This is a genomic window from Streptomyces sp. ID05-39B (assembly GCF_033794725.1).
GTDB lineage: Bacteria > Actinomycetota > Actinomycetes > Streptomycetales > Streptomycetaceae > Streptomyces > Streptomyces bobili.
In genome coordinates this window covers 1-12,988 of the sequence record NZ_JARGEF010000229.1, presented here as the reverse complement: position 1 = coordinate 12,988, position 12,988 = coordinate 1, and the positions used below count along the sequence as shown (strand labels likewise).

Sequence of the window (12,988 nt, the reverse complement as noted above, 5' to 3'; positions counted from 1 at the left end):
GGCTGGTACGACGGCGGCAGCGGCGGCAGCCCGCTCTGCGGGGTCGGCGGGGGAGTCCAGGCGGGCGGAGCGACCGGCGCGGGGCCCTGCGGAGCGGGCGGGGCCGCGTCCGCCGGGACGGCGTCCGAAGGGTCGGGGGCGGATGCCGCCTCCGCGGGCAGGGCGGGCGACGGCTCCGGTCCGGTCTCCGTCGTGGCGTCCGGCTCGGCGGCGGGCACGTCGTCCGCCGGGTCTCCGTGCGCCGACTCCTCGTCCGGGGTCTCGGCGACGGGAGACACGGTTGCGGGAGCCGCGTCCCCCTCGGCGGCCGGATCGGACTGCCGGAACCCGTCCTCGACCTCCCCGGCCACGGCCTCGGTGTCGGTCGCCTCGGCCTCTGCCTCGGAGCCCTCATTCACCTTGTCGTTCACGGCCTCGTCGTCCGCCGCGTCGGCCGGGGCGTCCGCCTCGGCCTCGCTGCCGGTCGCGGCTGGCGACGCCGACGCCTCGGCGTGCTGCGCGATCTGACGCTTCAGGGCGACCGACGAGAAGCGCATGGTCGCGCCGCTCTCCAGATCGCCGTTCCCGGAACCGTCCTCGTCCTCGGCGGAGGGCGGCGTCGCGGGCTGTGGCTGCTCGGGCCGCGGTGGCTGCGGCTGTTGCGGTTCGAATCCGCTGTCCGTCGGCAACTGGGGCACGGCGACCGGAGGCTTGCCGGCGGGCGTTGCGGGAGCCGCCGGGGCTACGGGAGCGGCAGGTGCCGCGGGCGGAGCGAAAGGCGCCTCCGGGGAAGGAGAAGGAGACGGTTCCACGGGCGGCGTGTACGGCGCCTCCGGACCGGCCACCGGTGCGGCAGGCGCAGGCTGCGTGAAGGGAGCGTCAGGCGCGGGCGGAGCCGGAGGGGCGTACGGCGTACCCGGGGTCGCATTCGCGTGGGCCGGTGGTGCCAGCCCAGGAATGGGGTCACCGGCGGGGAATCCGCCCCCCGGGCCGCCGGGCGCTCCCGTGCCGGGACCCGCGCCCGGTCCAGCGCCCGACTCCGACCCGGGCTGTGTGCCCGGCCCGGTCCCCGATCCTGTCCCCGACCCCGAGTCCCCCGCCGCGTTCTGCGTGTACCAAGCGGGCGGCGCGTAGTCGATGGTGAACTCGCCCGTCGTCTCGATGGCGGACTCCGCGTCGGGCTGGTCATCGCCGGGTGTGGCCCAGCCCCCGCGGATCCCGTCCCGATCGCTGCTCACAGTTCCTCCTGGTGTGGTCGCGCACCCTCAAGCCGTGCGGGGGCGACCATTTCTCGTCGTACGCAGTGGTCCGAGGCGGTCAGGGGTCGTCCGAAGTGCCGGCCCTCCCCCGGGACGCCGACGCCCACCCCACGGTTTCCGGCATCGCGCCCGGCACCAGCCTAATCATGAGATGCCGCGCCCAGGCAGGCCCGCCCGCCCTCGGCACCAGTCCATCACGTCCCCGGCTTCCCGACGAGTGAGCGCGTGTGCGTCAGACCACCTGGCAAACCGGCCATAACGTCACAACTGCCGTATGGGAAAGGCGGGAAGCACGGAAGGATCACGAAGGGAGGAGGGAAGGAGGCCGAAGTGACGGCAACCCGGCAACTCGGAAGGTCGGCAACCCGGCAACCCGGCAACCCGGCAACCCGGCAACCCGGAAGGTCGGGAAGCCGGAAAGTCGCCTCAGTCCATGCGCCGAGGCGTGCCCAGCAGGCCGATCTCCGCGTCCGTGGGCTGCGTCATGACGTACTGCCGGTCGCGGTCGGCGCACCACAGCGTGAAGCCGTCGGCGAGCGTGGGCAGGGCATCCACGTCCGCGCGCGGGAGCGCCAGCGCGCGGCCCAGTTCCGCCGACTCGTCCGGCGAGATCCGCTGCACGCCGACGAGACGGGCCTGCCGGAGCAGCCGAGGGGCGACCGGGGACAGATACGGCAGCAGCGTCAGCACGGCCTGCCAGGGCCCGGACGCCACACGGCCGCGCGGCGGGCGCATCCCGCAGTCCCGCACGACCAGCACCGGCGTGCCCGCCGACGCGCCCTGCGGGGGCACCCGGCCGACCTCGTACACCGCCAGGCCGTTCTGCCCGCCGCCCATGGCGTGCACCATCTGCGCCCACGCCTGCGGCCGGCCCGTCTCCACGGCCACCCGGGCCCCGGTGGCCGCCGCTCTGAGCGCGAGCACCTGTGCGGTCCACAGACCTCCGATGAGGACGACGTCGTAGGGCGTGGGCCGGTTGAGGCCCAGGACGGCGGGTCGTCCCTCGGCGTCCACGCCGATGACGACGCCGTCGTCGCCGATGGGCAGCGCGAGCGCGCCCAGTTGCTCCACGGACACCGAGTGCCGCGCGTGCCGCGGACCGACCAGTCCGAAGCCGGCGCGCAGCAAGCGGCGCCCGGGGGAGTCAGAGGTGGCAGGGGTGCCAGGCGTGCCGGGGGAAGGCTCCGGCGCTCCGGTCCGTGTCGTGGTCGTCGGGGTCGCGGTCACCGAACACCTCCGAGGGGCAGTGTGGCCAGGATGCCGGGCACCTGTTCGCGGTCGAGGCGGGCGAGCCCCGCGCCGGTGTGCCGGGCCGCGCCCTGCACCGCGCGCCGGGCCGCCACGAGTTCGTCGTCACTGCGTCCCGTCACCCGGACGTGTCCGCTCAGGGACACCTCCTGACGCTCGCCGCGCGCGAGGGTCAGGCTGAACGTAGTGGCAAGCGCGGGGATGGCGGTGATCAGGGCGACGAACTGCGGCAGCGACGGGCCGCCGTCACCGCCCAGCGCGGGCCACCGGCGCAGCCAGTACGTCGTGTGCCGCCGGTTGTCGCACCGCCAGCTCCGGCCGGACTCCTCGGTGCGCCGGTCCACCGCCCCGGTCCGCCCGGCCTCCGCCGTCACCAGCGGGTTGGCGCAGACCGAGGTGGCGAGGGCGGCCGTCAGCCCCTCCTCGTCCAGCACGGTGGCACGGAACCCGGCGCCGGTCAGCCGGCTCGCCAGATGATCGGCCGCCCGCACGACGCACTTCTGCGCGCCGGTGAGACCGCCGCCGCGCGCGGCCACGGCCTCCGGGCACAGCTCCGGGTCGAGCTTCAACGCGATCCAGGTGATGCGTACGGCCGGTGCGCCGGTCTGCTCCTGGAGGGGCGCGTAGTTGGCGACGGCCACGGACTGGCGCGGCAGGTGCAGCGCGGGGGCGGGCTGGGTGTGCAGCACGATCTGCGCGGACTCCAGGCGGATGCCGTCCACGTCGAGCGCGTCGTGCACCAGGGCGAGCGGCAGCGGCTGCCGGCTGCGCTCGGCCCGCAGCGCGGTCGCGTCCGCCTCGACCTGAAGGACCGCGGTGACGAACGTGCCGTCGCCGACGATCCCGACGGGCCGCCGGTCACGGCTGCCGTACTCCTGGGTGCGCAGGCTCGGGTCGCACTCCAGCGCCGGGGCGAACCCCGGCTCGGTCCCCGGCGGTATCTCCAGCTTGGCGGCCTGTCGCCGGCGTACCTTCAGTGCCCGCGCGGTGGCCAGCCACTCCGGCAGCGAACGGCCGCGGCGGCGCGCCACGGAGAGCACCACGAGCACCGCGGCGATGACACCGGCCACCCCCATGGCCACGGGCCCGATCGCCCAGCCGACCAGCAGCACGGCGGCCGCGACCTGCCACAGGACGAGGCGTTGCAACCGGAATGCCCCGGCGTGCCCCGAACGCACCTTGAGCTGGAGCGCCCCCGGCGCCGCCGACCGCTGTGGCGCCTGCGGTGACCGCGCCGGCTGCGGCCCGGAGGCCGAGGAGCCCCGCGTCCGCGACCGGCCACCGGAGCGCACGCGCGTTCCCGAAGCCATCACTCCATCTCCCCGTTCTGCTCACGACTCGCCCGTATTCCAGCACCCCACAGGGCACTTGACGGCCCGGGAACCCTACCCGCTCCCCAAGTCCGCGCGGATACCAGGCATAGTAGGGGGCCGCTCCGACATCGGCGGCGGGGGACCGCGTCACGCGCGCGTGCGGCCCGGACGGACAACGGGGAGAGACACAGACAGATGGCATCCCGGCGCGATCAGCTCAACGCCTACACCTTCGCGAAGCGCCGCATGCTCGCGGCCTTCCTCCAGTCGTCGCCGGACGGTTCCGAGGAGGGAGCGCCGCGACCGCTGCGCTCGGTCCTGCCCGGCATCATCGTCGGCGTGATCGTCATGGCGGTCTTCGGGGCGTGGGGCATGTTCAAGCCGACCGCGCCCAAGGGCTGGGACGAACCCAACGCCAAGGTGATCGTCGCCAGCAAGTCGACGACGCGGTACGTCGTCCTCAAGACCGACGGCGAGGTCCAGCTCCACCCCGTGCTCAACATGGCCTCCGCGAAGCTGCTCCTCGCCGACGGGAAGGGCGACGTCGTGACCGTCGCCGAGTCCGTCCTCGACAAGGGCAAGATCCCGCACGGCGTCACCATCGGCATCCCGTACGCCCCCGACCGGCTGCCCCCGTCCTCCGAGGCGGGCACCGGGAAGCGCTGGGTGGTCTGCGAGCGTCCGGGCGCGGGCGGCGGCGGCTCCGTCCAGAAGGCCGCGCTGGTGCTCTCAGCGCGCGACATGAAGGTGACCGACGACAAGGGGCGCCTGCGCGGCGGCCAGCTGCTCTACGTGACGGACCCGCGGGGCAAGCGCCACGTCGTGGACGCGAGCGGTGCCGTGTACCCCATCGACAAGAGCGACGAGCTGCTCCTGCGCGCCGTCGTCGGCTCCGGCCGCCAGCCCCAGCGGGTCTCCGACGAATGGCTGGCCACCCTGCACCCCGGCGACGCGATCAGCTTCCCGAAGATCACCGGGCAGCCGGGCACGGCGGCCGGGGCACCCGGGCAGCTGGACGCGTCGGTCAACAAGGTCGGCATGGTGCTCAAGGCCTTCGACAACAACACCGAGCAGTACTACGTGGTACTGCCCGGCCGGGTCGCCCCGGTCTCCGCCTTCATCGCCCAACTGCTGCTGTTCAGCGAGGACCTGGCGTCGCTCGGCCAGGCCGGCCAGGCCCACGAGGTCAGCCCGGGCGCGATCGTGCCGGGCCAGGCGTTCGGTACCGAGCACAACTGGCCGACCGGCGACCCCGCGCCCGTCAACGAGGCGTCGGCGGCCTCCGGCAGCCGCAGCACCATCTGCAACGTCCTGCGCGACGTCGACGCCGGCTCGGGCGCCACCACCCTGAGCACCTGGGTCGGCACCGACTACCCGGCCAAGCTGCCCACCGGATCCTCCAGCGCCTACGTCACCCCCGGCTCCGGCCAGCTCTACCGCCAGTTCCAGGGCGAACAGACCAAGACCGGCCCGGTGTTCCTCGTCACCGACACGGGCTTGCGCTACGTCCTGCAGTCCAACGCCGACAGCGCCACGGACGACGCCGGGATCGGCACCACGGCCAAGGAGCGCAAGCAGCTCGAGCAGGAGGCACAGCAGGCGCAGAACCGCCTCGGCTACAAGGACGTGGACCCGGCGCCGATCCCCGCCGCCTGGTCGGAGTTCCTGCCGACCGGCCCGCGCCTGTCGACGGCCGCGGCACGTCAGCCGCAGGGCTCGTGAGGAGGCGGACGACAGTGCAGCTTCGGACGACAGTGCTCCGTACGACTCGCAGGTCTCACCTGGCCCCCGCAGCAGCACTCCGTACGACACTGGCGGCGGCCGCGACGCTGCTGACGACGGCAACCGTCCTCGCACCCCCCGCGGAGGCGGCCGGCAAGCTGCCCTACTCGGACCAGTGCCAGTTCCCCAACGGCCTGTACCCGGGCCGCCCGTGGTCCCTCCAGCGCGTCCTCCTGGACGAACTGTGGAGCCGGTCCAAGGGCAAGGGCGTGCGGGTGGCGGTCATCGACACCGGCGTGGACATCAAGAACCCGCAGCTCGCGGGCGCGGTCGATGCCAAGAGCGGCCGCAACCTCCTGCCGAAGGGCATCAAGGACGAGAACGGCGACCCGATCGAGCGGGGCAAGGAGGACGGCACGACCGACACCGTCGGCCACGGCACCAAGGTCGCCGGCATCATCGCGGCCCGCCCCGTCGCGGGCACCGGCTTCGTCGGTCTCGCCCCCGAGGCGACGATCATCCCGATCCAGCAGAACGACGCGGAGGGCCACGGCGACACCGGAACGCTGTCCCAGGCGATCCGCCACGCGATCACGGCCGGGGCCCAGGTCATCAACATCTCCCAGGACACCTCGAAGGCGGTCCGGCCCGACTCCGGCTTGAAGAGTGTGATCGACGAGGCACTGGCCAAGAAGATCGTCGTCGTCGCGTCGGCGGGCAACGACGGCCTCGGCGGCAACGTCAAGGAGACCTACCCGGCCTCCTTCAAGGGCGTCCTCGCGGTGGCCGCCTCCGACCGCAACAACGAGCGCGCCTCGTTCTCCCAGTCCGGCGACTTCGTCGGCGTGGCGGCCCCCGGCGTCGACATGATCTCCACCGTCCCCCAGGGCGGCCACTGCTCCGACAACGGTACGAGCTTCTCGGCGCCGTACGTCGCGGGCGTGGCGGCCCTCATCAAGGCCAGGCACCCCGACTGGACCGCCGCCCAGGTCGTCGCCCAGATCGAACAGACCGCGGAACGCACGATCGCCGGCCACGACCGCCTGGTCGGCTGGGGCGTGGTGGACCCCGTCCGCGCCCTCACCGAGGACGACCACCCGATCGAGTCCCCGAACCCCCAGGACGGCCTCACCCGCGCCCAGCCCCCGACGGCCGCGAAGTTCCAGATCGGCGAAACCCCCGACGAACGCAACGCCCGCCTCGCCACGTACGTGGCCGTGGCAGCGGCGGTCCTGGTGGCAGGCCTCGGCGGAACAGCGGTGGCGATCCGGGACGCACGACGGCGAACGCGGAGGGTGACGGGAGGGGAGTAGGGGGCATCAAAGGCGAGTGATATCAGGCCGCCAATATCCCGAACCTTCTGGAAATACCAAGAATGATCTGACCCTGCGTACTACTCGTTCAGCCACCCACCTACCACGCCCACACACCGAGCACGGCCCCGGAACCAACCACCCGCCCCGACTAGCCGTCGAGGCATCCATCCTGGTGCGGATGGTCGGGTCCGTCCATGAGCGGTGATCCGAAGCCGTCCCCACGTTCATAGTCCCTGCGACGGAGAGTGAGCTGCGCGGCTGGTAGTGGTCATGGTCACAGTGGACGAGTGGCCGGCCGCCGTCCGATGTCGGCGCAGCAACGGCGGCCCAGGTGACGCCTGTTACCGCCTGTGAAGAATCCGTGAAGCCGCGGCCGGTAGTAGCAAAGCTGTTTCATATGACAGTTGGGGCTGTCGCAGGAAGTCACTACAGTGGTCATGTTGCGGTCATGAACACTTGAGAAGCGTGGGCTGCTCAGGACGGCCGCGGACAACGGGGAGGGAAAGCTTCGTGCTTCCTGCAGACATGGGCGGTGGTGCCGCCGACGTACGGCGTGGCCTGATGGCGCTTTCGACGTTCAAGAAGCGCGTGGACGACCTGCTGACCGCCTTCGAGGACTCGGCGGGCGGCTCGTCCAAGGTCGCGACGCACAGCCTGTCAGAGACCGCTTTCGGGATGGGGAACTTCCCGGAAGCGAAGACGCTCCACCTGGAGTACGAGCGCGTCCACGAGCGCATCACGACGCTCTCCAAGTCGCTCGGCCTTCAACTTGAGGCGATGCAGATCGCCGTCCACGGCGTGGACGTCACCTTCGACAATCTCGAAGACGAGTACCGGTACCGGTTCCACGAGATCCGGACCGAGGTCAACCAGGAACGCGACGAGATGCTCAACGAACACCTCAAGCGTGACAACGACGCCGACCACACGGACGCGGGGTACTGATGAGCGGCGGAAACAAGAAGCCGGACAACTACCAGGCGGAACGCCAGGACGCGGCCCAGCAGAACTCCAGCATCGACAACCTCAAAGACAGGGCCGCCTTCTTCAGTCCGCCTCCCCCCGGCAGTCCGGCCGGCTTCGGCAAGACCAGCTTCGAGGGCTACGACCTCAACCAGATGATCGACATCGTCGAGTCGGCGAGTCCGGAAACGCTGGAGACCGCGGCCACGGCCCTCGTCGACGCCCGGGACGCCATCAACGAGGCCGCCAACGAACTCAGCCGCAACCTGGGCGCTGTCGACTGGGAGGGCGAGGCCCACACCGCCTTCTACAAGTGGGGCATGGACCTCACCACCACTGCCCAGGCGCTCGCCACCTATGCCGACGAAGTGGGCACGCAGGTGCTGGCGGCAGGCTCCGGCCTCGCCTCCGTACGCAAGTCCATGCCGCCGCGCGACACCCGCCTGGTCCGCAAGACGGTCGACGAGATCCCGATGCCCGCGCAGGTCGACAGCAACAAGGACTACGCGGCGGCGGTCAAGGCCGAGAAGGACCGCCAAGAGGCGATCAACCAGATGTACCGGCTGGCGTCGTTCTACACGGTGTCCAGCGGGATGATGCAGCTGGCCGAGGAGCCGGTGTTTCCTAAGATGCCGGATGTGGGGGTGCCGCCTCCGCCGCCCGGCTACGATCCAAGGGAAGATCAACCGGGGCGAACGGGGGGAACCCCCCTGCAGAAGGCGGGCGATTCGGGAATCACGCGCCGTCACTCTGTTGACGCCGGGGCGGAACGACCACGCGCGGTGGACTTGCCGGTATCTCACAAGGACGTAGACGTCCCTGTGGTGAATCCTGAACGGCATGTGGGCACGGAGATCGACAGTGTCGGTACATTGCCTCCTCAGGACACGACGAAGCCGACGACCGTCACGCCGCCCTCGACTGCAGGACCGAACGGAACTCCAACGGGAACCGTGCCTCCGTTTGCCTCTCGCGTACCTCCCACCTTTCGAGGGACGGCCGGGCGTACCACAGGGTTTGGCGGCGTGCCGGGTAGCAAGCTTCCTACCTCTGCTCAGGGGCGAGTCGGTGGTGTGCACGGCGGCACCGCGGCGGGACGTTCGGGAACTGGTCCCATCGGACCGACGGGACGCGCTTCCACGCCAGGTCAAGCGGGCGGCCGTAGCGCCGGTCCAATGAACCCGATGGGACGTGCCTCCGCGCCTGGGCAGGCAGGTGGCCGTGGCGCCGGTCCTATGGGGCGAGGCGTGGTCGGCGGGGTACCGAAGGCCGGAGGGCAGGCTGCCGGACGCTCCGGGGGTACACCCCGGGATCCGGTAACTGGCATAGGTGCTTCGAACCCTGCGCGTCCAGGCGCTGGGCGTACGGGTGCCGGGCGTACCGGCGATGGTGTCGTGGGCGGGAGGCCTGTCACTGGTGGGGTGCCGGGTACCAACGGCTCAAGAATGCCGCGGGGAACGGTCGTCGGCGGTGAAGGCGCACGTACCTCGCGTGCCACGGGCGAGAGGCCCGGCCAGCGTGGGGTGATCGGAACATCCGGTTCGACACAGGGCACGGGCGCTGGGAAACCGGCTCGCCGTTCTGCCAGCAGCCCCCCTGAAGGCGTGGTCGGAACGCCGAAAGGTCGAGCTGCCGGAAGTAGGAGTAGCGGAAGTACGCCCAGCGGTCCGGGCGTGACGCGTGGTTCCGCGCGCAATCAGGGCTCCGGCGAGACACGTTCGCGCCGAGACGAGCGGCGCGATGACGCGCCGCCGACCGACTGACCGGACAAGAGCGAGGACAGGCAGAGGCATGGTGGCAGGGATCAGCCGGCGCGGCGGGCGGAGCGCGTCTTTCACGGGGCGAAACGGGAGACGGCTTTCCGCCGTTTGTGCAGCGCTTGGCACCTTGGTAGTCCTCTCTGCAGGTCTGGCTCCCAGTGTTTCGGCCGCTGACGTCCAGTCCCAGCAGTGGTACCTGTCGGCGATGAAGGCCGATGAAATGTGGAAGGTGAGCACGGGCAAGGGCGTCAAGGTTGCCGTTGTGGATACGGGTGTCAACCCTGATACGCCCTCCCTTAAGGGACAGGTGCTTGTGGGCGAGGTACCGAGAACGGTCGGCTATAAGGCGACTGAGGACTATGACGGCCACGGTACGAGCATGGCGGAACTGATTGCCGGTACCGGTGCCCAAGGCAGTCTGAAGGGACTCGCTCCGGGGGCGAAGATCGTTCCTTTTCGGATCGGGATGAAGGACATGAAGGATGAGAGGGAGAAAGAGAAGGCTCCCCCCCTTCCCGAAGTCATCAGGGAAATCGCGGACAGCGATGTCAAGATCATCAGCATGTCCTTCGGTGAGTACATCGAAAGGTCGGACGTTCAGGCCGCGATAAGATACGCCCAGTCCAAGGGGAAGTTGATGGTTGCCGGCACCGGTAACGATGCGGAAGGGCAGAATCGTATCGGATTTCCCGCTGCCTACCCTTACGTCGTCGGCGTCGCAGCCTCAGACGAAAAGGGAACCGTCGGAAAATTCTCCGAGTATGGCAACTACGTAGACCTGGCCTCTCCAGGCCTGAACGTCCCCACCTGGTGCGACAACACCTTCCGTTCGTACTGCACAGGTCAGGGCACCAGCCAAGCCACCGCCATCGCCTCCGCCTCCGCCGCCCTGATCTGGTCCGCCCACCCCGACTGGACGGCGAACCAGGTCCTCGCCAGCCTGATCGAAACAGCCGGCCGCGACTGGGCCAAGGACGATCCGAGCACGTACCTCGGATACGGACTGATCCGCCCCCGCAAGGTGCTGGAGGACAGCAACTTCAATCCGGGCGCGGCTGGCACCGACCCTCTCGCGAAAGAAAACGCGAGGGGTGTCACAGGTGTAGACGCGAACACCTCGCCCTCCCCGTCCGCATCAACCTCGTCACAGCCGCCGAAAAACGCTTCAGGCGGCCAGACTTCAGCGGCAGGATCGAGTTCGGACTCCTCCGACGACAACTCCACGATGTGGGTGGCCCTCGGGGCCGCGGCGGCCGTGTTGGTGATCGGCGGTGGCGCATTCGCCGTGGTTCGTTCACGGCGGGGCGCATGACGACCGACCTGCCAAGGCCGGTCACACACAACCGTTCTGGTGCGGTGACGCACACAGAGCAGAACCACAGCTCTCACGAAAAGGAGTGCCGCAATGGTCGACCGCAAGCTTAATGACGGCGACGTACAGAGGCTCCAGACGGAAGTGATCGACCGGTACGACAACATCCGGGGATCGCTGGCGAAGCTTCAGGGCACGATCGACATGATCGAGAAGGCCTGGACGGGGCAGGGCGCCAACGCGTTCAACACCAAGCAGACCGAAATCAACGGCCACATGGTCTCGATCGGCAAGATGCTCGACGACTTCCTTGAGGGCATCCACATGAACAAGACCGACAAGCGCAACCTCGAGGACCAGATCGAGGCCGACCTCAAGCAGATCTCGGTTGAGGACCTCGGTGGGAAGACGTCGGCGCTGAACAGCTACTGACGGGTCATCGGCGGTACTGAGCAACACCGTTGTCCGGGCTGCGCAGTCCGGCTGAATCCATCAAGGAACGAGGAAACATGACCGGAGCCCATTACGACGAGCTTGCCGTCACCTACGGCACCATGGACGCGCTCGCCACCGAGCTCGGCAACCAGGCCAAGAAGCTCGAGGAGGACCTCGAAGCCCTGAGGCAGGCCGTGCTCAACGTGTCCGCGGGCTGGGGCGGCGAGGCGTTCCAGACCTTCCAGGGCAAGAGCGAAGAGTGGAACAAGCACGCGCGGGGCATCCACACGGCGCTGGTCCAGATCTCGCAGAAGGTCCACACGGCCGGCGGCGACTACCGCGGCGGCGACCTGAAGGGCGCGAGCTACTTCCAGTAGAAGCGCGAAGTCGTAGAAGAAGCCAGGGTGGGCACGCACGGGAGGTGCCCACCCTGGTTTTTTCCGTTGCCCCGCCTCCTGCCCGCATTGTTCGGGTTGGTCGGTGCTGACACTGCAGCGCTGGATCCACCGTTTGGGCCTGGGCGGCCGAATGGAAACTTTGTTTCCTGGTGGCAGGAACGGTGTCAGCAGGTCCGGTTCTACGATGCCCCCGCACAACGACTCAGGCAGCGCGCGCACTCCCTGTCCTCACCGTCGGAGCATCCCGACAGGGCGGTTCCTACGGCGAGAGGTGGACGAATGGGCGTTGCGCCGACGAGCCAGGCGAGCCCTCCGGGGGCCTGGTCCAGAGTTTTCATGTTCGGCGTCCGCTTCGGAGGACTCACCGCAATGGTGTCCGTTCCCACCATCGGTAGGGCATGGGCTGCTTGTGACGTCGGCAGCAGTGTGGCCAACAGTACGAGTCTGCTCTTCCTCACGCCTCATCTGGATCGCCGCTGCGGTTCCGTGGGTCATCCTTCACGGCACCCTCGGACGACATCACCGATTGGCAGCAACGCGTCCGGCGCCCGACGTGCACTCGGCTGATTCCTCGACGCTCTTGGTGAAGGAGACAATGAGGCGCTTCATCGCGTTGGGGTCAGAGCGTTTGGAGCTCGGTGCTTGGATCACGGCGTAAAGCTCCTGCTTGTACTTCGTGTCAACGCAACCCTGGGTCTTGCCGTATGCCTCATGCCCCGAGTACTGGTACCGGCCTTCCTTCGCCGATCGGTCGAGAGTGCCAATGGACTGGTCGGCTGCGACAGAGGCGGCTGTCCGGCCCTCTTCCACCCACATTTGAACTGCGGTCACGATCAGAACGCCGTCGACGATGACCTGACAGCCCTTGGTGCCTGGGTAGGACCTGTCCTTGGCAATGATTTCCTGTCCCCCCGGAAGGATGCGAGCGAGGGCTTCACTGTCGACAGTCATGTCGCACAGGGCGTGAGGGATCGCGTAGTCGCGTTTCTGGTCGTCGTTGCCGCACGCTGCGAGAAGAAGGACAAGCGCCGTGAGCCCGCCGACCGCACCAAGTCGCGGTTTTTCTGAAGTCATGCGGCGAGGCTTCATCAGTTTCTCTCTGCGCGATGTCAGCCGTCTGAGGAAGGGGCCGGCGGAAGAGGAGGCGGTGGCGGCGGGATCAGCGGCCGCGGCGGGATCCTGGGCCTGGGTGGAGCCGCGGGTAGGGGTGGCTGAGGTTCCAGCGACTGCCGGGGGCAGGGCGTCGGCTGACCACGCGGCAAGGGTGGGGCCGGGAGGAGAGA

Annotated in this window: 10 protein-coding genes and 2 pseudogenes; 7 read left to right on the top strand and 5 right to left on the bottom strand. The window is 69.4% G+C overall.

Annotated elements, in window-relative coordinates; translation table 11 throughout:
• The 4 genes and pseudogenes from P1P75_RS33155 to eccE form a co-directional block, all read right to left on the bottom strand.
• Nucleotides 1-677, bottom strand: a pseudogene (locus P1P75_RS33155) (topoisomerase II); the annotation flags it as partial.
• A 411-nt stretch (nucleotides 678-1,088) separates the two neighbouring features.
• Nucleotides 1,089-1,217, bottom strand: a pseudogene (locus tag P1P75_RS42105) (SCO5717 family growth-regulating ATPase); the annotation flags it as partial.
• A 447-nt stretch (nucleotides 1,218-1,664) separates the two neighbouring features.
• Nucleotides 1,665-2,366 (bottom strand): hypothetical protein, encoded by a 702-nt coding sequence (locus P1P75_RS33150; protein ID WP_319262546.1) that lies wholly within the window; start codon nucleotides 2,364-2,366, stop codon nucleotides 1,665-1,667.
• Between the two features lie 95 nt (nucleotides 2,367-2,461).
• On the bottom strand, nucleotides 2,462-3,796 hold the full coding sequence (eccE, locus tag P1P75_RS33145; RefSeq protein WP_319262544.1) for a type VII secretion protein EccE: 1,335 nt from the start codon (nucleotides 3,794-3,796) through the stop codon (nucleotides 2,462-2,464).
• Nucleotides 3,797-3,994: 198 nt separating this feature from the next.
• On the opposite strand from eccE, the gene eccB reads away from it, so the two are divergent.
• The 7 genes from eccB to P1P75_RS33110 all read left to right on the top strand — a co-directional run bounded on the left by eccB (nucleotide 3,995) and on the right by P1P75_RS33110 (nucleotide 11,684).
• Nucleotides 3,995-5,521, top strand: a complete 1,527-nt coding sequence (gene eccB, locus P1P75_RS33140; RefSeq protein WP_319262542.1) for a type VII secretion protein EccB — start codon at nucleotides 3,995-3,997, stop codon at nucleotides 5,519-5,521.
• A gap of 107 nt (nucleotides 5,522-5,628) precedes the next feature.
• A complete protein-coding gene (gene mycP / locus P1P75_RS33135) occupies nucleotides 5,629-6,834 on the top strand; it encodes a type VII secretion-associated serine protease mycosin (protein ID WP_319262548.1) in 1,206 nt (401 codons plus the stop codon).
• Between the two features lie 513 nt (nucleotides 6,835-7,347).
• Nucleotides 7,348-7,782 carry a hypothetical protein gene (locus P1P75_RS33130; protein WP_319262540.1) on the top strand — a complete coding sequence of 145 codons (435 nt, stop codon included), beginning with the start codon at nucleotides 7,348-7,350 and terminating at the stop codon, nucleotides 7,780-7,782.
• Complete coding sequence (locus P1P75_RS33125; protein ID WP_319262538.1) at nucleotides 7,782-9,563, top strand: hypothetical protein; 1,782 nt, start codon at nucleotides 7,782-7,784, stop codon at nucleotides 9,561-9,563. The genes P1P75_RS33130 and P1P75_RS33125 overlap by 1 nt, the downstream gene beginning before the upstream one ends.
• Nucleotides 9,564-9,765: 202 nt before the next feature.
• Nucleotides 9,766-10,872, top strand: coding sequence for a S8 family serine peptidase (locus P1P75_RS33120; RefSeq protein WP_319262536.1), 1,107 nt, complete (start codon nucleotides 9,766-9,768; stop codon nucleotides 10,870-10,872).
• A gap of 93 nt (nucleotides 10,873-10,965) precedes the next feature.
• Nucleotides 10,966-11,304, top strand: a complete 339-nt coding sequence (locus tag P1P75_RS33115; protein WP_319262535.1) for a WXG100 family type VII secretion target — start codon at nucleotides 10,966-10,968, stop codon at nucleotides 11,302-11,304.
• Nucleotides 11,305-11,381: 77 nt separating this feature from the next.
• A complete protein-coding gene (locus P1P75_RS33110; RefSeq protein ID WP_086766439.1) occupies nucleotides 11,382-11,684 on the top strand; it encodes a WXG100 family type VII secretion target in 303 nt (100 codons plus the stop codon).
• 540 nt (nucleotides 11,685-12,224) lie between these two features.
• Here the strand turns inward: P1P75_RS33110 and P1P75_RS33105 are convergent.
• Nucleotides 12,225-12,988, bottom strand: a 764-nt coding sequence (locus P1P75_RS33105; RefSeq protein ID WP_319262534.1) for a hypothetical protein, incomplete at its 5' end; no start/stop codon positions are given.

What these genes read in the sequence shown, in the direction of transcription:
- P1P75_RS33110 (WP_086766439.1), top strand. Translation starts at nt 11,382, where the DNA reads ATGACCGGAGCCCATTACGACGAGCTTGCCGTCACCTACGGCACCATG.
- P1P75_RS33125 (WP_319262538.1), top strand. Translation starts at nt 7,782, where the DNA reads ATGAGCGGCGGAAACAAGAAGCCGGACAACTACCAGGCGGAACGCCAG.
- P1P75_RS33120 (WP_319262536.1), top strand. Translation starts at nt 9,766, where the DNA reads ATGAAGGCCGATGAAATGTGGAAGGTGAGCACGGGCAAGGGCGTCAAG.
- eccE (WP_319262544.1), bottom strand. Translation starts at nt 3,796, where the DNA reads ATGGCTTCGGGAACGCGCGTGCGCTCCGGTGGCCGGTCGCGGACGCGG.
- P1P75_RS33115 (WP_319262535.1), top strand. Translation starts at nt 10,966, where the DNA reads ATGGTCGACCGCAAGCTTAATGACGGCGACGTACAGAGGCTCCAGACG.
- eccB (WP_319262542.1), top strand. Translation starts at nt 3,995, where the DNA reads ATGGCATCCCGGCGCGATCAGCTCAACGCCTACACCTTCGCGAAGCGC.